This is a genomic window from Mesorhizobium sp. WSM4814, assembly GCF_055811595.1.
Window position 1 is genome coordinate 1 of record NZ_JBVVQT010000045.1, and the last position, 17,665, is coordinate 17,665.

Annotated in this window: 18 protein-coding genes; 9 read left to right on the forward strand and 9 right to left on the reverse strand. The window is 63.8% G+C overall.

The features are described 5' to 3' along the window. Positions 1–139: 139 nt before the first annotated feature. On the forward strand, positions 140–598 hold the full coding sequence (locus AC0L2V_RS31430) for a hypothetical protein (protein ID WP_473513716.1): 459 nt from the start codon (positions 140–142) through the stop codon (positions 596–598). Positions 599–636: 38 nt separating this feature from the next. Here AC0L2V_RS31430 and AC0L2V_RS31435 read toward each other — a convergent pair whose 3' ends face one another. After that, positions 637–1,875 carry an amidohydrolase gene (locus AC0L2V_RS31435; RefSeq protein ID WP_473513714.1) on the reverse strand — a complete coding sequence of 413 codons (1,239 nt, stop codon included), beginning with the start codon at positions 1,873–1,875 and terminating at the stop codon, positions 637–639. 100 nt (positions 1,876–1,975) lie between these two features. Between AC0L2V_RS31435 and AC0L2V_RS31440 the strand changes: the two genes are divergently transcribed. Next, positions 1,976–2,830: an AraC family transcriptional regulator gene (locus AC0L2V_RS31440; protein ID WP_473513712.1), complete on the forward strand. Its 855-nt coding sequence runs from the start codon at positions 1,976–1,978 to the stop codon at positions 2,828–2,830. A gap of 57 nt (positions 2,831–2,887) precedes the next feature. Here the strand turns inward: AC0L2V_RS31440 and AC0L2V_RS31445 are convergent, their stop codons facing one another. Genes AC0L2V_RS31445 through AC0L2V_RS31455 form a run of 3 tightly spaced genes read right to left on the reverse strand, consistent with a single transcriptional unit; the run spans position 2,888 to position 4,977 of the window. Then, positions 2,888–3,442, reverse strand: a complete 555-nt coding sequence (locus AC0L2V_RS31445) for a nuclear transport factor 2 family protein (protein WP_473513710.1) — start codon at positions 3,440–3,442, stop codon at positions 2,888–2,890. Beyond that, complete coding sequence (locus AC0L2V_RS31450) at positions 3,439–4,416, reverse strand: alpha/beta hydrolase (protein ID WP_473522107.1); 978 nt, start codon at positions 4,414–4,416, stop codon at positions 3,439–3,441. The genes AC0L2V_RS31445 and AC0L2V_RS31450 overlap by 4 nt, the downstream gene beginning before the upstream one ends. A gap of 57 nt (positions 4,417–4,473) precedes the next feature. Continuing rightward, the gene (locus AC0L2V_RS31455) at positions 4,474–4,977 is read right to left on the reverse strand and encodes a nuclear transport factor 2 family protein (protein ID WP_473513706.1); all 504 of its coding nucleotides are present in this window, start codon (positions 4,975–4,977) and stop codon (positions 4,474–4,476) included. A gap of 125 nt (positions 4,978–5,102) precedes the next feature. On the opposite strand from AC0L2V_RS31455, the gene AC0L2V_RS31460 reads away from it, so the two are divergent. The 3 genes from AC0L2V_RS31460 (at position 5,103) to AC0L2V_RS31470 (ending at position 7,509) form a co-directional block, all read left to right on the forward strand. Then, on the forward strand, positions 5,103–6,011 hold the full coding sequence (locus AC0L2V_RS31460; protein WP_473522108.1) for a LysR family transcriptional regulator: 909 nt from the start codon (positions 5,103–5,105) through the stop codon (positions 6,009–6,011). Positions 6,012–6,190: 179 nt separating this feature from the next. Further along, the gene (locus AC0L2V_RS31465) at positions 6,191–6,997 is read left to right on the forward strand and encodes a copper homeostasis protein CutC (protein WP_473522109.1); all 807 of its coding nucleotides are present in this window, start codon (positions 6,191–6,193) and stop codon (positions 6,995–6,997) included. Beyond that, positions 6,994–7,509, forward strand: coding sequence for a GNAT family N-acetyltransferase (locus tag AC0L2V_RS31470; protein ID WP_473513700.1), 516 nt, complete (start codon positions 6,994–6,996; stop codon positions 7,507–7,509). Before AC0L2V_RS31465 ends, AC0L2V_RS31470 begins: the two co-directional genes overlap by 4 nt. Positions 7,510–7,609: 100 nt before the next feature. Here AC0L2V_RS31470 and AC0L2V_RS31475 read toward each other — a convergent pair whose 3' ends face one another. From AC0L2V_RS31475 to AC0L2V_RS31490, 4 genes are all read right to left on the reverse strand, one after another. Further along, positions 7,610–8,407, reverse strand: coding sequence for an FAD binding domain-containing protein (locus tag AC0L2V_RS31475; protein WP_473522110.1), 798 nt, complete (start codon positions 8,405–8,407; stop codon positions 7,610–7,612). Between the two features lie 107 nt (positions 8,408–8,514). Further along, a complete protein-coding gene (locus AC0L2V_RS31480) occupies positions 8,515–10,866 on the reverse strand; it encodes a xanthine dehydrogenase family protein molybdopterin-binding subunit (RefSeq protein ID WP_473522111.1) in 2,352 nt (783 codons plus the stop codon). 109 nt (positions 10,867–10,975) lie between these two features. Beyond that, positions 10,976–11,470, reverse strand: coding sequence for a (2Fe-2S)-binding protein (locus AC0L2V_RS31485; RefSeq protein ID WP_202367264.1), 495 nt, complete (start codon positions 11,468–11,470; stop codon positions 10,976–10,978). Positions 11,471–11,734: 264 nt separating this feature from the next. After that, positions 11,735–12,166 (reverse strand): DUF6841 family protein, encoded by a 432-nt coding sequence (locus AC0L2V_RS31490; RefSeq protein WP_473513742.1) that lies wholly within the window; start codon positions 12,164–12,166, stop codon positions 11,735–11,737. 295 nt (positions 12,167–12,461) lie between these two features. On the opposite strand from AC0L2V_RS31490, the gene AC0L2V_RS31495 reads away from it, so the two are divergent. Continuing rightward, complete coding sequence (locus AC0L2V_RS31495) at positions 12,462–13,541, forward strand: FIST N-terminal domain-containing protein (protein ID WP_473494578.1); 1,080 nt, start codon at positions 12,462–12,464, stop codon at positions 13,539–13,541. Positions 13,542–13,549: 8 nt separating this feature from the next. Beyond that, positions 13,550–14,890, forward strand: coding sequence for an ATP-binding response regulator (locus AC0L2V_RS31500; RefSeq protein ID WP_287257882.1), 1,341 nt, complete (start codon positions 13,550–13,552; stop codon positions 14,888–14,890). 123 nt (positions 14,891–15,013) lie between these two features. Here AC0L2V_RS31500 and AC0L2V_RS31505 read toward each other — a convergent pair whose 3' ends face one another. After that, a complete protein-coding gene (locus AC0L2V_RS31505; RefSeq protein WP_023803603.1) occupies positions 15,014–15,697 on the reverse strand; it encodes a response regulator in 684 nt (227 codons plus the stop codon). 157 nt (positions 15,698–15,854) lie between these two features. On the opposite strand from AC0L2V_RS31505, the gene maiA reads away from it, so the two are divergent. Then, positions 15,855–16,505 carry a maleylacetoacetate isomerase gene (gene maiA, locus AC0L2V_RS31510; protein ID WP_473513694.1) on the forward strand — a complete coding sequence of 217 codons (651 nt, stop codon included), beginning with the start codon at positions 15,855–15,857 and terminating at the stop codon, positions 16,503–16,505. A gap of 29 nt (positions 16,506–16,534) precedes the next feature. After that, positions 16,535–17,575, forward strand: a complete 1,041-nt coding sequence (locus tag AC0L2V_RS31515) for a zinc-dependent alcohol dehydrogenase family protein (protein ID WP_473513692.1) — start codon at positions 16,535–16,537, stop codon at positions 17,573–17,575. The last annotated feature ends 90 nt before the right edge of the window (positions 17,576–17,665 follow it).

Genomic DNA, 17,665 nt, shown 5'->3' on the forward strand with positions numbered 1-17,665 from the left:
TTTAGCGCTCGGTGGGGGTGCCCAACGCCCCGGTTTTTGTGCACCCCGGCCCCCGCACGATGGTAAAGATAATTCAGGCCCCTGACCCCGCGGGGCGGCCACCCCCGCCGCTGCTAACGGCGCGGCGCGCGACTATGCGATGGGCAGTGTCAAAATGCGAACAATCAGCAGACTTTTCGATTCCCGCGACCAGGCAGCGCGTGCCGTTGCCGCGCTTCAGGCGGCAGGAGTTTCTCAAGAACAGATCAGCGTCATCGGACCTTACGACGACGAAATCAGGGCTGTCCTGCGTGGTCCGGGGGGTGCTGCGCTTGGCGCGGCCGCTGGTCTGTTAATCGGCCTGGGTGCTTTTGAGGCCACGGGCATTGATCCTGTCCGAGCGGTGGCTGGCCTAACTCTTGTCGGTGGGGCCTGCGGCGGCCTTGCTGGTGGGCTTCTCCAGGCATCTGCCGATGTTGCCAAACAGCCGGGTGAGCCGATCGTTGAACAAGGCGTCATTTTTGTGATGGCGCAGGTCGATGAAAATCAGGCCGATACCGCACTGGCAGTGCTGGAAAATCCTGTTCGCGTAACGCAACTCGTGGCCACAGCCGGCTGAGATGTGTCGGGTTGGTTCGCGCCTGACTCCTTCCCGGCTTATCGCGCACGAATCGCATTCAGATCGGGGTTTCCCGCTGAGCCGTCAGTTTTCCCTCTGACGGTTCGCGAGGCGGGAAGCGTCTGCTCGACCAGATTGACGTAGTAGCCCAGCACGGTCGGCACGATCTCGTCATTGAAGACGTAGCGGTCGCCGTGCAGGCCCTCGCCGGGCCCGACATCGCCGACGCCGACCCACGCGTAGCAGCCGCCTGCCGCGCGGATCATGAAGGCGAAATCCTCGCAGCCGAGGCTCGGGCTGAACTCGGTCGAGACGTTCTCGCTGCCGACGGTGGCGGCGGCTGCCGCGATGGCGCGGGCCGTGGCGTCAGCCGTGTTGATGAGCGGCGGATAACCCTTCTTGTAGTCGAGCGTGGCCTTGAGCGCATGGGCTGCGGCAATGCCGTGGGCGATCTCGCCGATCAGCTTCTCGCAATGATCGGAATGACCGGGCTCGAAAAACCGGCAGGTGCCTTGCAGCCAGACCCTGCCCGGCACGATGTTGCCGACATTGCCGCCGTGGATCTGGGTGAGGCTGACGACCAGCGCGGTTTGCGGATCGACCGAGCGGCTGACGATACGCTGGACGGCCTGGACGAAGGCGCCCGCGGCCAGGATCGGGTCGTCGCCGAGCTGCGGCATGGCCGCATGCGCGCCAAAACCCTCGAAGGTCAGCTCGAAATTGTCGACGGCCGCCATCTGTGCTCCAGCGCGAGCCGCGATCGTCCCCTGCTCCAAGCCCGGCCAGTTGTGGACGGCATGGATCGCCTCGACCGGGAAACGCTCGAACAGGCCGTCTTCGATCATGCGCAGGCTGCCGCCTTCGTTTTCTTCGGCTGGCTGGAAGACGAAGTAGACGGTGCCGTCGAAGGCGCGGGATTGACTGAGCAGGCTGGCCGCGCCGAGCAGCATGGCGGTGTGGCCGTCATGGCCGCAGGCGTGCATCACGCCCTCGTTCCTGGACGCATAGGGCAAGCCGGTCCTCTCCACGATGGGAAGCGCGTCCAGCTCAGCGCGAAGACCGATGGCGCGTGTGCCCGTGCCGCTGCGCAGGACGCCGACGACCCCGGTGCCGCCGATCCCCTCATGCACCTCGTCGAGGCCGAAGGCGCGCAGTTTTTCGGCAATGAAACGTGCCGTTTCATATTCCTTGAATCCGAGTTCGGGATTGCAATGGATGTGGTGCCGCCAGGCTATGACCTCTGGAGTCAGAGCGGCGATCGGGTCATTATGCAGCATGATGCTCTCCTTCCAAGCCGCAAAGGGCGGTTTGGATCACGATTAGAAGGTCGCACAACAGGCGTCTTGAACCAGATTGACCGCAGCAGGGACAAAAGCCGTGGACGCGACAGAGACCAGAAAATACTGGCGCCACCCCAGCTTCCCTGAACTTGGCCTGTTCAAGGCGCGCTTCACGCAGCATCGCTACGAACTGCACACGCACCCAACCTATGTGATCGCGCTGATCACGGCTGGCTGCGAACGCATCCGCATCGGGCGCCACAAAATAGTCGCTCCGGCAGGCACCATTGCTGTCGTCAATCCCGAGGAGTGGCATGACGGGGAACAAGGTGCGGATGAAGGCTGGGCCTACCGGACGTTTTATCCCCCGGTGCCGCTGATGGCGGGCCTCGCCCACGAGTTGGGCAGGGCTGACACTCCGGTCTTCTCACGTCGGAATATCGAAGACAGCGATCTCGCCGCAGCGTTGATGGCAGCGCACCAGAGCTCGACCTCACCGGACGCGACGCAAGCCGAGACGTCGCTGCTCGTCGCCTTGAGACATCTCATCGTTCGGCATGGCGATTGCAGCGGGCGGGTAGAGGAGATCGAAGGCTCGGGATCGCGACGGAGGTTCTCGCTCTACGAGGAGCTTGTCGAAAGCGACCTTGGCTCGCAGCTCGACCTGCAGCGGCTTGCCGACGCCGCGTCCGTCACCCGGTTTCAGGTCATCCGGGATTTCAAGAAGGCGATTGGCCTGACGCCTGCAGCCTATATCCGCGACCGGAGACTGCGTCACGCCAGCTCATTGATCGAACAGGGGCTCGGCCTCGCAGAGGCCGCCATTGCGGCAGGTTTCGCCGACCAGAGCCATCTTTCCCGTGCGTTCCGGACCATGCATGGCATGCCGCCAGGCATGTTCAGGAGAGGCAAAGCTCCCGAACCAAAACGAGTTCACATCGACATGAAATGATCGGGCAGTGGCCGGACCACCAATGTCGGCGCCGATTCCCGACGCACGCTTGCGTTGTCATTTCGCCGCCGCCTCCACCCGGTTCGCAGCGGCGGCCAGTACGGCGCGGTCGCCCTCCTCGTACAAGCGATGGATCGAGATGGCGCTGACGCGCCAGCCTTCGGGCGTCCGCACCAGCCGGTGCAGATAGCTGGCGCCGACCGTCCAGAACCGCGTGTCGATCCAGTGGCTGGCGCGAACATGGCTGCGCGCGACCGCGTCGTTGCCCGCGCCTTCGACAACGATGTTGGTGATGACGTGCTGGGTGGCGTCGAAGCCCGGCAGCAGGCCTTGCCACTGAGCAATCAGCGCGTCGCGGTCGCTGGTCGCGGCTTCGCCACCGAAAAGGCTGGTATAGTCGGTCGTGACGCGGGTCGTGAAATAGGATTTTACCCGATCCCATTCGCGCAAATCGGCATAGAGGCCGATCCCCGCCACCGCCTCGGCGATGGCGGTCTTGTCTTCGCTCTTCAGCGCAGCCGTGGACTGCATGGTGCTCAAGGCGGGCAGAGCGGCAAGCGTCGCGGCAAGAACTGCCGAGGCCAAAACAAACCGGCGGGTGACGGGGCTCATTGTCCCGCCTCCCCTGCACCGCCCAGCGTGGCGCGGAAATGCGCCTCAACGGCGTCGCTCGCTGTCTTCACCGGCGCAGCGCGGTCGTAGAAGTCGAACTGGGTGACGTTGTCGAGCCACAGCTGCTGCTTCGGCCCGGTCAGCCGCCCGTAAAATTTGCGCGCTCCCTGCGGGATGGCAGCCGCCTCGCTGTGCACCATCAGCAAGGGCTGATGCAGGCGCCGGGCAGCCTGGATCGCATCGAATGTCAGCCAGCCGCGCCAGAAGGCCGGATCGGCCTCGTTGCGCCAGGCCGGGATCATGCCGCGACCAGCCTCTGTATAGTAAGGCATCTTGAACATGATCGCCCGCTTGTCGGTCAGGCTGGCGGCGGGCAGGAATGCCTGTTTGCCGGTGCGGCGATAGGCGGCCTCGGCCGCATCGCCCACGGCTTCAAGCCTGGCAATGCCGTTCTTGCCGCCATAGGTCTGCTCGACCACCTCGGCATCGTGCAGCCAGGGCGCGACCAAAGCGACCGACTTGATCGCGGCATTTTTGGCGGCGGCAGTGACCATGTAGCCAGAGCTGGCGCAAATGCCGAGCCCGCCGATGCGGTCCTTGCTGATCTCGGGCCGGGCCGCGAGATAGGCGACCGCCGCCTCGATGTCGGCGACCTTGGCGCTGGGGTCCTCATACTGGCGGCGGGCGCCGCCGCTCTCGCCCCAACCGCGAAAATCGAAGGTCAATGCGACGAAGCCGCGGTCGGCCAGCTTGCGGGCATAGCGGGCCGGCATCTGTTCCTTCACCGTCATCCAGGCGCCGGTCACGACCAGCGCGGGCCGAGGTTTCGCGTCCAGATCCTCGGGCAGATAGAGATCGCCGACGATCTGCTCACCGTGCGAGGCGAAAGCAACGCGCTCGACGCGCGATGCGGCGAAGGCGCTTGAGCCGAGGGCGGCGGCGGTTGCCGTGGCCAGCGTCAGGATTTTCAACATCGTAAATCTCCTTTGGCCTGGAGCGAAAGCGCGGCGCGACGGATTAAGGCCGCCGTCTCAGCGGTCATCCGCCAGTCGGCCGGGCAGTGGCTTCAGCTTGTAGTGCGTCCAGTAGAAGGTGTCCGACTGGTACATGTCGGTCAAGAAATTCTGCGCCTCGGTGATCTTGCCGTCCTTGATGCGAAACATCAGGGCGAAAAGCTGGTCGATCTCGGGACCCGAGCCGACGTTGGACCAGCCGCGATGGATGTCGACGACGAGATCGCCCTGCGCCTGGAAGAAGATCGGCTCAGCCCTGAATTTGCCGTCGGCCAGGCCACGGAAGAAGGCGACCACTTCCTCCGGCCCGCGCTTGTCGCCGGCTAGCGGATGGTGGCCGGGAATGCGCCACACGATGTCGGCCGCCAGGAAGGGCCGAACCGCCTCCGGGTTCCCGGTCGCATAGGCTGCGTAATAGTCCTTGATCAACTGGATGTTGCGGTCTTCCTGCGGGCCGCCGTTGGCGGGGGCGGCGGACACCGCCAGGAGAGCGCCGGCGGCGAGCGAAGCGAGCCTGGTCATCGGTCCTGTCTCCTTCCCTTTCGGGCCGTCGCGACAGCGAAGCCCGTTCGTCGGGCCAACATGACGCTTTTGGTTCACCGGAAAAACCCGTAGAGTCCGACAAGGCTATTTGGAATATCCTCACAATGCGACTCGACCAGTTCAGCGGCATCGTCGCCTTCGTGAAGGTCGCGGAGGCAAAAAGCTTCACCCGCGCCGCCGCCGAACTCGGCGTCGCCCCGGCCTCGCTCAGCGAGGCGGTCAAGGGCCTCGAGGAGCGTCTCGGGGTGCGGCTCCTCAACCGCACGACCCGCAGCGTTGGCCTGACCGAAGCCGGCGCCCACTATTTCGACCACGTGCGCCCAGCGGCTGAGGAGATCCGGGCGGCCGGCGCGGCACTGCGCGAGACCCGCGACCGCACCGCCGGCACGCTGCGCCTGAGCCTGCCGTGGATCGCCGCGCCGCTGCTGATCGAGCCGCTGATGGGACCGTTCATGGATGCCTACCCGGAGGTGCGGCTTAGCCTGATCTTCGACGACAATTTCGTCGATATCGCCGCGCAGGGCTTCGATGCCGGCCTGCGGATCGGCGAGCTTCTCGAGAAGGATATGATCGGCGCGCGTCTGGGCGGGCCGCTGCAGACGGTGGTGTTGGGCAGCCCCGACTACCTGGCGCGTAACGGCACGCCAAAACGACCCGCCGACCTCGCTGCCCACCGGTGCATCGCCTTCGCCTTCACCCGCACCCGCGCCATCTCGCCCTGGGAGTTCGTTGTCGCTGGACGCCAGGTCGAGTTCACACCCGACGCACGTCTGGTCGTGAACACACTGCCGCTCTGCATAACCGCCGCCGCGCAAGGGCTTGGCCTGGCCTTTGTCGTCGAAGGCCTCGCTGCGCCGCTTCTCGCCTCAGGCGCGCTGGTCAAGGTGCTGGAGCCTTTCTGTCCCACCTACGAACCGCTCCACCTCTATTATCCCAGCCGTCGCCTCGTCCCGCCAAAGCTGCGGGCGTTCATCGATTTCGTCCGCGCCAACGCCCACAATTTGTGGATCTGATGCGCCGCCGCGAAACCAGCCATGACGCATATCGGCGAGCCGGTCCGGCTCACCCCAGGCGCTGACCATCTGCCGGGTGGCGGCGTTGAGGCGGTTGAAGGCGTTGATTGGCCGCATTGCAAACCGCAACAACCCGTCGCGTTGAGCCAAGAGTTCCGGCTTTCGCGGCACGGAGCCCGATGCTAAGGGCTGCAAATCTTGAATCAGCAACGGATCGCCCTGTGACCGACACCGAACGCCCTCGCCTGCCGCTGATCGAAATCTGCGTCGAAGGCATCGATGGCCTGCTCGCCGCGCAAGCCGCCGGTGCCGACCGGGTCGAGCTCTGCGCCAGCCTCGTCGAGGGCGGCATCACACCGAGTTTTGGCATGGTGCGCGCCGCCGTCGAACTGGCGACGATCCCATTCCACGTCATCGTGCGGCCGCGCGGCGGCGATTTTCTCTACAGTGACGCCGAGTACCGTTCGATGCTCGCCGATATCAGCGCGCTGCGCGAGCTTGGCGTGGCCGGTGTCGTCGTCGGCTGCCTGAATGCCGACGGTACCATCGACGAAAAGCGGATGAGCGAATTGGTGCAGGCGGCAGGGCAGTTGAACGTCACCTGCCACCGTGCCTTCGACATGACACGCGATCCGACTGATGCGCTGGAAGCGCTGATCCGCAGCAAGGTCGGCCGCGTGCTGACCAGCGGCCAGCGCGACACCGCTTTGGAGGGCGTGGCCCTGCTGGCGGCCCTCGTCCGGCAGGCGGGGAAGCGCATCATCATCCTCGGCTGCGGCGGGCTCGACCCGAACAACATCGCCGAGGTGCGGGAAAGAACCGGACTGACCGAAATGCATTTCGCCGCACTCAAGGACGTGCCGAGCGCCATGCGCTACCGCAATCCGCGGGTTGGCATGGGCGGCACCGACCTCGACCGCGAGTACCGCAACACGGTGACCGACGCGGCGCTGGTGGCGGCGGCGATTGCGGCGGCGAAAGCATGATCGCGAAGGGAGAAAACAAACGGGCACGCCTGCCGATCGACCGGGTTTCGCCGCAGGACGAGCCCGCCATCCTCGCCCTCAACAACGCGCACGCGGCCGAGTTGTCGTGGCTTGAGCCAGGACGCCTGTCCTTCCTGCTCGGCGAGGCGTTCTATGCGCGCCGCATCGGCGCGCTCGAAGCCTTCATCATGACCTTCGACCAGGACGCCCGCTACGACAGCCCGAACTTCCTGTGGTTCCGCGAGCGCTATCCTCGCTTCGTCTATGTCGACCGTGTCGTCGTTGCGCAAGAAGCGCGTGGCCGCGGCCATGCCCGGCGGCTCTATGAGGATCTGTTCGACCATGTCTCGCGTGCCGGCCAGACCATCGTCACCTGCGAGGTGAATGCCGAACCGCCCAACCCGGCTTCAGATGCCTTTCACGCAGCGCTCGGCTTCGTCGAGGTCGGCGACGCGGTGATCCACGGCGGCAAGAAGGCGGTGCGCTACTATACCAGGCAGGTAGGGGAGTAGGGGAGTAGGGGAGTAGGAACAGGGTAAATTGGCTGGGTCAGCGAGCACCTTAAACATACTGCCATACTGCCATACTGCCATACTCCCCTACTCCCCTCCTTCAGCCGTTGGCGGCGGCCACTGCGCGCTTGGCCATCACCACGATCAGATTGGCGCGATAATCGGCCGAGGCGTGGATGTCGCTCATCAAATCATTCGCCGGCACTTTCACTCCGTTGAGGGCGGCGGCGTCGAAATTCGTGGCAAGCGCCGCCTCGATTTCCTTCGAACGAAAGACGCCGCTGTCGCCGGCCCCGGTGACGGCAACGCGGACTCCGTCCGCGCCGTTGGCCACGAACACACCGACGATCGCATAGCGCGATGCCGGATTGCGGAACTTTTCATAGGCCGCCTTGGCCGGCGCGGTGAAGGTCACCGCGGTGACGATCTCGCCGTCCTCCAGCGCCGTCTCGAACAGGCCTGTGAAGAATGCGTCGGCGGCGATCTCGCGCTTGTTGGTGACGATGGTGGCGTCGAGGGCCAGAAGTGCCGCCGGATAATCGGCGGCGGGGTCGTTGTTGGCGATCGAGCCGCCGATTGTGCCCTTGTAGCGCACCGCCGGATCGCCGATCCGGGACGCCATATGGGCGAGCGCCGGACACGCCTTGTTCAGCTTCTCGTCGCTGGCGACATCGTGATGCGTGGTGGCGGCGCCGATGGTGACGGTCTTGCCCGACACCTTGACGCCTTGCAATTCCTTGATTCGCGACAGGTCGACAAGGTCGGAAGGCGCGGCAAGCCGCGTCTTCATCGCCGGGATCAGCGTCATGCCGCCCGACAACAGCTTTGCATCGCCGCTCTTGAGCAGCTTGGCGGCATCGGCAACCGAGGCGACGCGGTGATAGTTGACTGGGTACATGGGATTCTCCCGTGCGAGATAGTGAATAGTGAGTAGTAAGTGGTGAATGGTGAATGGTGAATGGGAAGAGCTTCCGGCGAAATCTTACTATTCACTATTCACTCTTTTCAGTGTTTCGTTGTCGCCCGGATCGCTGCCCAGACCGTGGACGGCGATGCCGGCATGGCGATATCGGTGATGCCGATGGCGTCGGTGATGGCATTGATCACGGCCGGCGGCGAGCCGATGGCGCCGGCCTCGCCGCAGCCCTTGATGCCGAGCGGATTGCCCGGGCATGGCGTGTTCGAGGTCGAGACCTTGAACGACGGCAGGTCGTCGGCGCGCGGCATGGTGTAGTCCATATAACTCGCCGTCAAAAGCTGCCCGCTGGCATCGTAGCGCGTACCCTCCAGCAAGGCCTGGCCGATTCCCTGGGCGACGCCGCCATGCACCTGGCCTTCGACGATCATCGGGTTGATGATGTTGCCGAAATCGTCGGCCGCGACGAACTGGACGACCTCGGTCACGCCGGTCTCGGGATCGATCTCGACCTCGCAGACATAGCAGCCGGCCGGGAAGGTGAAGTTCGACGGATCGTAGAATGAGGTCTCTTTCAGCCCCGGCTCCATGCCGCCAGGCAGGTTGTGGGCGGTGTAGGCAGCAAGCGCCATCTGAAACCACGGCACTTGTTTGTCGGTGCCGGCGACCTTCAGGGCGCCATTTTCGATGACGATGTCGCCCTCGTCGGCCTCGAGCAGATGGGCGGCGATCTTCTTGGCCTTGGCCTCGACCTTGTCGAGCGCCTTGGCGACAGCCGACATGCCGACGGCGCCCGAGCGCGAGCCGTAGGTGCCCATGCCCATCTGCACCTTGTCGGTATCGCCGTGGACGATCGAGACGCTGTCGATCGGCACGCCGAAGCGCTGGTTGACCAATTGCGCGAAGGTCGTCTCATGGCCCTGGCCGTGGCTGTGCGAGCCGGTCAGCACCTCGATGGTTCCAGCGGCGTTGACGCGCACCTCGGCACTTTCCCAAAGGCCGACACCCGCTCCAAGACTGCCGACTGCCGCCGACGGCGCCAGTCCGCAGGCCTCGATATAGCAGCTCATGCCGATGCCGCGCAGCTTGCCTCTGTTGGCGGCGTCGGCCTTGCGCTGGGCAAAACCGGCATAATCGGCAGCGGCCATCGCCGCGTCCAGCGAAGCGGCATAATCGCCGGCATCATAGTTCATGATGACCGGTGTCTGGTGCGGGAACGCGGTGATGAAGTTCTTTCGGCGAAGTTCCGCCGGAGACACGCCCAGCTCGCGTGCGGCGGTCTCCATGGTGCGTTCGAGCAGATAGGTGGCCTCCGGCCGCCCTGCCCCGCGATAGGCGTCGACCGGTGCGGTGTTGGTGTAGACGGCGCGCACATTGGCGTGGATCGCCGGAATGTCGTACTGGCCCGACAACAGCGTCGCGTAGAGATAGGTCGGCACGCAGGACGAGAACAGCGACATGTAGGCGCCGAGATTGGCGATGGTGTCGACCTTCAGCCCGGTGATCCTGTTGTCCTTGTCGAAGGCCATTTCGACCGTCGAGACATGGTCGCGGCCATGGGCGTCGGTGAGAAAGCTCTCGGTGCGGTCGGCCACCCATTTGACCGGCACGCCGGTCTTCTTCGAGGCCCACAGGCAGATGATTTCTTCCGGATAGATGTATATCTTCGAACCGAAGCCGCCGCCGACATCCGGCGCGATGACGCGCAGCTTATTTTCCGGCGCGACATTGTAGAAGGCGCTCATCACCAGGCGCGCGAGATGCGGGTTCTGCGAGGTCGTCCAGCAGGTATAGTGGTCCTCGGCCTTGTCGTAGTGACCAAGCGCTGCGCGCGGCTCCATCGCATTGGGCACCAGCCGGTTGTTGACTATCTTCATGCGGGTGATGTGGGCAGCCGCCTTGATCGCCGCGTTGGTCGCCGCGCTGTCGCCGAGCTCCCAGTCGAAAATCAGATTGCCGTCGGCTTCCGGATGGATCTGTGGCGCACTCCTTTCGAGCGCCTTCGGAGCGTCGACGACCGCCTTCAGTTCCTCGTAGCTGATGTCGACCGCCTCGGCAGCGTCGCGCGCCTGGCCCTTGGTTTCGGCAACCACGACGACCACCGCGTCGCCGACATAACGGACCCTGTCGAAGGCCAGCGGCGACCACGCCCCAATCTTCATCGGCGAGCCGTCCTTGGAATGGATCATCCAGCCGCAGATGAGATTGCCGATGCCGTCGGCCTTGAGCTCCTTGCCGGTCAGCACGCCGATGACACCCGGCATGGCCTGGGCTTTTTTGACATCGATCTTCTTGATCTCAGCATGCGCGTGCGGACTGCGCACGAAGGCCGCATGCTTCATGCCGGGAACCACCATGTCGTCGACATAGCGCCCGGCGCCGGTAATGAACCGCTTGTCTTCCTTGCGCGCTACACGAGCGCCAACACCTTCAATGCCCATCGCAGAAATTCCTCCCGAAAAAGGAGGGGAATAGGGGAGTAAGGCAGTAGGGCAGTAGGGATTTGAGCCGACTTCCCCTACTGCCTACTGCCCTACTCCCTTACTGCCCTCATGCAGCTTGCCTGGCCTTGCCCTTCGAAGACATCGTCTCCGACGCGGCGAGGATCGCCTTCACGATGTTGTGGTAGCCGGTGCAGCGGCAGATATTGCCTTCGAGCTCGGCCCGCACCGTGGCCTCGTCGAGGCCTTCGGGATGGCGGTTGACCATGTCGGTCGCCGCCATGATCATGCCGGGCGTGCAGAAACCGCATTGCAGGCCGTGATGCTCCTTGAACGCCGCCTGCATCGGATGCAGGTCGGCGCCGTCCGCCAGACCTTCGATGGTCACAACGTTCGACCCGGAGGCTTGCACCGCAAGCATCGTGCAGGATTTTACCGCCTTGCCGTCGACATGGATCACACAGGCGCCGCATTGCGAGGTGTCGCAGCCGACATGCGTCCCGGTCAGGCCGAGATTCTCCCTCAAGAAATGAACCAGAAGCGTACGGTCTTCGGCAGTGCCGCTGACCCGCTTTCCGTTCACCGTCAATGATATCTCCGACATGAAACCTCCCTGGGTGCTACCTTGGTTGTTTTTGGCGTCGGTGGTGCCCGAGCCCTCCATCTGTCCGCTATTCTTATACCGCAAAGAGCACGGGAAATAGTGCCGCGGAATGCCGAGATTGCGAGAATGCAGTTCGGCCGAAAATCCGCCTATTGTACTTTCGGTCACGCAAAGACAGGCAAACGGCCGAGCGAAGCGAAACCATGGTCGCCTGGCGATGCCGCCTTGCGGCCATCAGCGGCAATGGTGCTGGCCAGGCCGATTTCAGCCGATGCCGTGCTTTCTGAGAACCTCCTGCTCGTCGCCTGACACCCAGCCGAATATTTTAGGCTCTCCGGCCAGTTTATGCACGAGGTAGTGGACGTCGAAATCGATCGTGACGTCGGTTTGGCCTTTGCGCGCAAAGATCGACGTCCAGGCGACGTGGGCAACGCAATGATGCTCGTCTATCGGCGAAATGCGAACATCGCGTATTCGCATCTCCTTGGTGCCGATCGCTCGATAGCGAGCATAGCCTTGTTCCATAGCCTGCTTGAGCTGGTCGTCGTTCTTCCCGACCATGACGCCGGCAGGCGACGCCGCAATGAAGGCGGAAGCATAGACCGACGTGACTTCGTCCATGTCGGCATCACCGGCGAGGGATTTCCGGAAAAGCCGCTCGTAGCGTTCGAATAGCTTCCTGACCTGGGCGTCCATGGATAACTCCCTTCCGCTGTGGTCTTGGATCTGACGTTTCTGAGCGCCGATGCTGTCAAAAACAGCAGAAAATTCAATTCCGTCATGTTGGCTCATTGCCAAAGTAGCACTTGAAGACAACAATGGTTTCGACGCCGGCGCGACAGGAGCACAAAAAAACAGCCGCGCACAAAAAGAGCGTCGGAGGAAATAGAGGAGGAAGCCGCTGGCCAGTTCACGGACGCGCTATGCATGCGGCCTATCGGTTCTCACCACCGACGAACCCGACGCGGATGCGTTCGCGCGGGCGGTGGCAGTGGAAGCCGCGGCCATCGACGCTGGATTTGCCCTGCTGTTTTTCTCGCAAAGCCTGCTTGAGGCAGTTGCCCTTTCGGAAGCGCTGAACAACCACGCGCCGGCACTCCGCTATGCCGGCTGCTCGACGGCCGGCGAGATTACGCCCAAAGGCCTGGAGGACGGCCAGGTCATGGCCATGCTGCTTCCCTCCGCATCTTTTTCGGCAGCCAGCACCATGGTCGAAAATCTGTCGTCATCGAGCATGGACGGGATCACCGGCGAAGTCGAGGCGCTGAGGCGTTCGTTACGCGGCCGCGTCGGGCACGAGCGAGCCGACACCACTTTCGCGCTCTGCCTGATCGACGGGCTGTCCTATGCCGAGGAAGCGGTCACCTCCGCCATCCATTGGGGGCTCGACGATATTCCACTGATCGGCGGGTCGGCCGGCGATGATTTGAAGTTCGAGACGACGCGGCTGATCTCGAACGGCAAGGTTGCCTGCGACTGCGCCATCATCGTGCTGATCACCACGGAAATTCCTTTCCACGTGTTCAAGACCGACAATTTCGTCCCCACCGACGAGAAGCTGGTGGTGACCGCGTCCGATCCCGATCACCGCACCGTGCGCGAATTCAACGCCACCAATGCCGCCGAGGAATATGCCGCCTCGGTCGGCGTCATCCCGCAGATGCTGACGCCGCTGAGTTTCGCTTCGCACCCGGTGGTGGTGAAAGTCGGCGGCGAATTTTACTGCCGCTCGATCCAGAAGATGCACGCGGACGGCTCGCTGTCGTTCTTCTGCGCCATCGACGATGGCGTCGTCCTGTCCATCGCCCGACCCAAGAACATGGTTGAATCGACGCGTGCCGCCTTCAGGGATGTCGAGGAAAGGCTTGGCGGCATCGACATGATCCTCGCTTTTGACTGCGTGCTGCGCAGGCTCGATGCGCGCAACCGCCAGGTCTTTCGGGAGATTTCGGAACTCTACAAGGTCAACAACGTCATCGGCTTCGGCACCTATGGCGAGCAGTACCGGTCGATGCATCTGAACCAGACGTTCACCGGCATCGCCTTCGGAGAGCGGCAGGCGGCGGAGTAGGAGGTTTCATGCCGCTCAGGGACATCAACGACCTGGAGAAGCTGAAGAAGATCAACGCAGCCCTTGTCAGCCGCGTCGAGCGCTCGATGGACCAGCAAGGCAACGCGTTCTCGCTGTTCCAGACCGCGATTTCGCTCGAGAATCGAGTGCGTACGCGCACCGAGGAACTGCACTCGACTCTGCGTAGATTGGAACAATCCAACATCGATTTGAGCGCGGCCAAGGAAAACGCCGAACTGGCGAACCTGTCCAAGACAAGGTTCCTGGCAGCCGCCAGTCACGACGTGTTGCAACCGCTGAACGCCGCGCATCTCTCCGTCTCGGCGCTGGCCGAAGTGCAGACCAGCGACGAAGGCAAAAAACTGGTCCGGCAGGTCGAGCGCTCGCTGGAGACGATGGAGGATCTGCTCCGCACCCTGCTCGACATCTCCAAGCTCGATGCCGGCGTCGTGCAGCCCGATATCGGCGACGTCAGCCTGGAGGTGCTGTTTTCGTCGCTGCGCTCGGATTTCCTGCCGGTCGCCGAATTGAAGGGCCTGACGCTAAAATTCCGGCCGGTCAACGCCGTCGTGCGCTCGGACCGCACCTTGCTGCGCCGCATCCTGCAGAACATCCTTTCCAACGCGCTGCGCTACACCCGCTCCGGCGGCGTGCTGGTCGGCACCAGGCATCGCGGCGACACGATCCGCATCGATGTCGCCGATACCGGCTGCGGTATCCCCGACGACCAGCGCGAGGCGGTGTTCGAGGAGTTCCACCGCGGCACGTTCCCGACCGATGCCGGGCTAGCCGGCGGTGGGCTGGGACTGGGCCTGGCCATCGTGCGCCGCATCGCCGCCGCACTCGGCCATCCCGTGACGTTTTCGTCGAAAGTCGGGCACGGCACGATTTTCCACATCGACGTTCCGGTCGGGATCGGCGCCAGCGTCGATGCCATTGCCAGCAGCGCCGACATGGAGCGGCCGCGCGGCTACGGTCTGTTCGGCACAAAGGTGCTGCTGGTCGAGAACGACGTCGAGGTGCTGCAGGCGATGACATCCCTGCTCGAGCGCTGGCAATGTCTGGTGCGCCCCGCCACCTCGACCGATGCCGCGCTCGAGATGCTCGGCGATACGGACTGGGTGCCGGACATCGTCATCGCCGACCAGCATCTCGACGGCGGCGACCTCGGCACCACGACCATCGCCGAGGTCCGCGATTATCTCAGCCGCGCCGTGCCGGCGCTGATCGTCACCGCCGACGGTTCGGAGACCGTCGCCAAAGCCGCCCGCGCCGCCGGCATCGAGCTGATGCGCAAGCCGCTGAAACCGGCGCAGCTGCGCGCCCTGCTGGCGCATCTCTTGGCTTGATCCCAAAGACATTGGCAGAAGACCGCGAGCGACAGGAAAATGGTGCACTGTCACCGTAATTTCTCGTCCTTGGACGGAAAAGGTAAGTTCTCGGTGACGGTTTATTCACCCTAACGGGCACGCCTAAAACCCCGCCTGGCCGCGAAACAGCTCGGCACTGTCGAGCTTCGAAACCTCGATGACGGCTTGCGTGCGGCTGTAGACGTTGAGCTTGCGCAGGATCTCCGAGACATGCGCCTTGACGGTGGTTTCGCCGACCTGCAGCTCGTAGGCGATCTGCTTGTTGAGCAAGCCCTGGCGCAGCATCTGCAGCACCCGCAATTGCTGCGGCGTCAGTTTGGCAAGGCGCTGCACCATCTCGGCGCGGTCGGTGCTGTCGGCGTCCGGCGGCTGGCCCTCATAGGTTTCGGGCACGTAGATCGCACCTTCCATCACCGAGCGGATGGCGGCGGCCAGATCGCTCTTGCGCGCCGATTTCGGGATGAAGCCGGCCGCGCCATAGGACAGCGCCTCGGAAATGATCTTGGGCTCCTCATGCCCCGAAACGATGACCACCGGCAGGCGCGGATAGCGGGTCCGAAGCTGCAGCAGTCCGTCGAAGCCATGCACGTCGGGCATGCTGAGGTCGAGCAGCGCCAGATCGAACGGCTTGGCGTCCGCCAGGAGCTCGAACGCCTCGGTGATCGAGCGCGCCTCGACGGTGTCGACGTCCGGATAGGCCATCTGCACGGCGCTGTGCAGCGCCTCGCGAAACAGCGGGTGGTCGTCGATGATCAGAAACCGGGCGCGATCGTTGACTGCGGTCATGGCGTTCGTTTCAGTTCAGGGCAGGATAGAATAGCCCAGCGACCATGGCCAGATTATTGGCAAATAGTACATCGCCATCGCTGGCCGAAGGGCGGAGATGGCAATTTCCGGACGACCATACCTTGCCCGGTCGTCCAAATCGGCCGAATGTGCAGGAATGAGCGACCTCGTCCTGCATAACTACTACCGCTCCTCCACCTCCTACCGGGTGCGGATCGCACTGGAGATGAAGGGCCTGACCTACCAATATGTGCCGCATCATCTGCGCCACGGCGAGCATCTCGAGCCAGCCTATCTCTCGGTCAATCCGCAAGGACTGGTGCCGGCGCTGATCCTGGGCGATGGCACGCTGCTGACGCAATCGCTGGCGATCATTGAATTTCTCGACGAGACCAGGCCCGAACCGCCGCTTTTGCCGCAGGACGCGCCTGGCCGGGCCCGCGTCAGGATGCTGGCGCAGATGATCGCCTGCGACATCCATCCGGTGAACAACCTGCGCGTGCTGACGTCGCTGCGCACGCTGTTCGGCGCCGGCGACGAGGACGTCGCCAACTGGTTCCGGCACTGGGTGAACGAAGGTTTCCAGCCGCTTGAAAAGATTCTTGTTTCATCGCCTGAAACAAAAACGTTCTGCCATGGAGACGCGCCGGGGCTGGCCGACATCTGCCTGGCCGCGCAGGTCACCAGCAACGCCCGTTTCGGCGTCGACATAGCGCCCTACCCGACGGTCACACGCATCCACGCCGCCTGCATGGCGCTGCCGGCCTTCCAAAAGGCCGCGCCGGAGAACCAGATCGATGCCGAATAGCAGCGCTATCCAGTTATGAGGAATTGACGATGAAAGCCGTTGTCTTTGAAAAATTCGGCGAGGTGCCGACGATCCAGATTGTTGCCGATCCGGAGCCGGCACTGGGCGGCGTTGTCATCAAGGTCGAGGCGACCGGGCTCTGCCGCAGCGACTGGCATGGCTGGATAGGCCACGACGACGGCATTCGTCTGCCGCATGTGCCGGGCCACGAGCTTGCCGGCGTCGTGGTGGCCGCCGGCAGCCAGGTGACCCGCTGGAAGACCGGCGAGCGCGTCACCGTGCCGTTCGCCGTCGGCTGCGGCCGTTGCTTCGAATGCAGCTCCGGCAACCATCAGGTCTGCGAGCACCAGACCCAGCCCGGCTTCACCGGCTGGGGCTCGTTCGCCGAATATGTCGCCATCGACCATGCCGACACCAATCTGGTCCGCTTGCCGGACGAGATGGAATTCGCCACCGCCGCCAGCCTTGGCTGCCGCTTCGTCACCTCGTTCCGCGCCATTGTCGACCAGGGCCGGGTGACGCCAGGCGAATGGGTGGCCGTGCATGGCTGCGGCGGCGTCGGCCTGTCGGCGATCATGATCGCCAGCGCCATGGGCGCCAACGTGATCGCCATCGACCTGACCGACGAGAAGCTGGACTTCGCCAAAAAAATCGGCGCGGTGGCGACGATCAATGCCGCCAGGACGCCGAACGTGGTCAAGGCGGTCAAGCAGATCACCAATGGCGGCGCGCACATGTCGATGGACGCGCTCGGCCATCCGACGACCTCATTCAACTCGATCGCGAACCTGCGCCGGCGCGGCCGCCATGTCCAGGTCGGGCTGATGCTCGGCGATCACGCCAGGCCGCAGATCCCGATGGACAAGGTGATCGCCTTCGAGCTCGAAATCCGCGGCAGCCACGGCATGCAAGCCTACCGCTACCAGGCGATGATGGAGATGATCCGCACCGGCAAGCTGAAACCCGAATTGCTGGTCGGCAAGCGGATCAGCCTCGATGAGGCGCCCGCGGCCTTGATGGCGATGGGCGGCTTCGAAGGCATCGGCATCGGCGTGGTGACGAAGTTCTAGCCGTGCGGCTCCCCCTTCTCCCCTTGTGAGGGCTTTGCACGGGGGCCGAAGTTTGGCGCAGATGGCGCATGGGGCGTTTTTTGAAACGCA

What these genes read in the sequence shown, in the direction of transcription:
- AC0L2V_RS31450 (WP_473522107.1), bottom strand. Translation starts at nt 4,416, where the DNA reads ATGTTGAAAATCCTGACGCTGGCCACGGCAACCGCCGCCGCCCTCGGC.
- AC0L2V_RS31475 (WP_473522110.1), bottom strand. Translation starts at nt 8,407, where the DNA reads ATGTACCCAGTCAACTATCACCGCGTCGCCTCGGTTGCCGATGCCGCC.
- AC0L2V_RS31455 (WP_473513706.1), bottom strand. Translation starts at nt 4,977, where the DNA reads ATGACCAGGCTCGCTTCGCTCGCCGCCGGCGCTCTCCTGGCGGTGTCC.
- AC0L2V_RS31470 (WP_473513700.1), top strand. Translation starts at nt 6,994, where the DNA reads ATGATCGCGAAGGGAGAAAACAAACGGGCACGCCTGCCGATCGACCGG.
- maiA (WP_473513694.1), top strand. Translation starts at nt 15,855, where the DNA reads ATGAGCGACCTCGTCCTGCATAACTACTACCGCTCCTCCACCTCCTAC.
- AC0L2V_RS31490 (WP_473513742.1), bottom strand. Translation starts at nt 12,166, where the DNA reads ATGGACGCCCAGGTCAGGAAGCTATTCGAACGCTACGAGCGGCTTTTC.
- AC0L2V_RS31515 (WP_473513692.1), top strand. Translation starts at nt 16,535, where the DNA reads ATGAAAGCCGTTGTCTTTGAAAAATTCGGCGAGGTGCCGACGATCCAG.
- AC0L2V_RS31460 (WP_473522108.1), top strand. Translation starts at nt 5,103, where the DNA reads ATGCGACTCGACCAGTTCAGCGGCATCGTCGCCTTCGTGAAGGTCGCG.
- AC0L2V_RS31445 (WP_473513710.1), bottom strand. Translation starts at nt 3,442, where the DNA reads ATGAGCCCCGTCACCCGCCGGTTTGTTTTGGCCTCGGCAGTTCTTGCC.
- AC0L2V_RS31500 (WP_287257882.1), top strand. Translation starts at nt 13,550, where the DNA reads ATGCCGCTCAGGGACATCAACGACCTGGAGAAGCTGAAGAAGATCAAC.
- AC0L2V_RS31505 (WP_023803603.1), bottom strand. Translation starts at nt 15,697, where the DNA reads ATGACCGCAGTCAACGATCGCGCCCGGTTTCTGATCATCGACGACCAC.
- AC0L2V_RS31480 (WP_473522111.1), bottom strand. Translation starts at nt 10,866, where the DNA reads ATGGGCATTGAAGGTGTTGGCGCTCGTGTAGCGCGCAAGGAAGACAAG.
- AC0L2V_RS31465 (WP_473522109.1), top strand. Translation starts at nt 6,191, where the DNA reads ATGCTAAGGGCTGCAAATCTTGAATCAGCAACGGATCGCCCTGTGACC.
- AC0L2V_RS31430 (WP_473513716.1), top strand. Translation starts at nt 140, where the DNA reads ATGGGCAGTGTCAAAATGCGAACAATCAGCAGACTTTTCGATTCCCGC.
- AC0L2V_RS31435 (WP_473513714.1), bottom strand. Translation starts at nt 1,875, where the DNA reads ATGCTGCATAATGACCCGATCGCCGCTCTGACTCCAGAGGTCATAGCC.
- AC0L2V_RS31485 (WP_202367264.1), bottom strand. Translation starts at nt 11,470, where the DNA reads ATGTCGGAGATATCATTGACGGTGAACGGAAAGCGGGTCAGCGGCACT.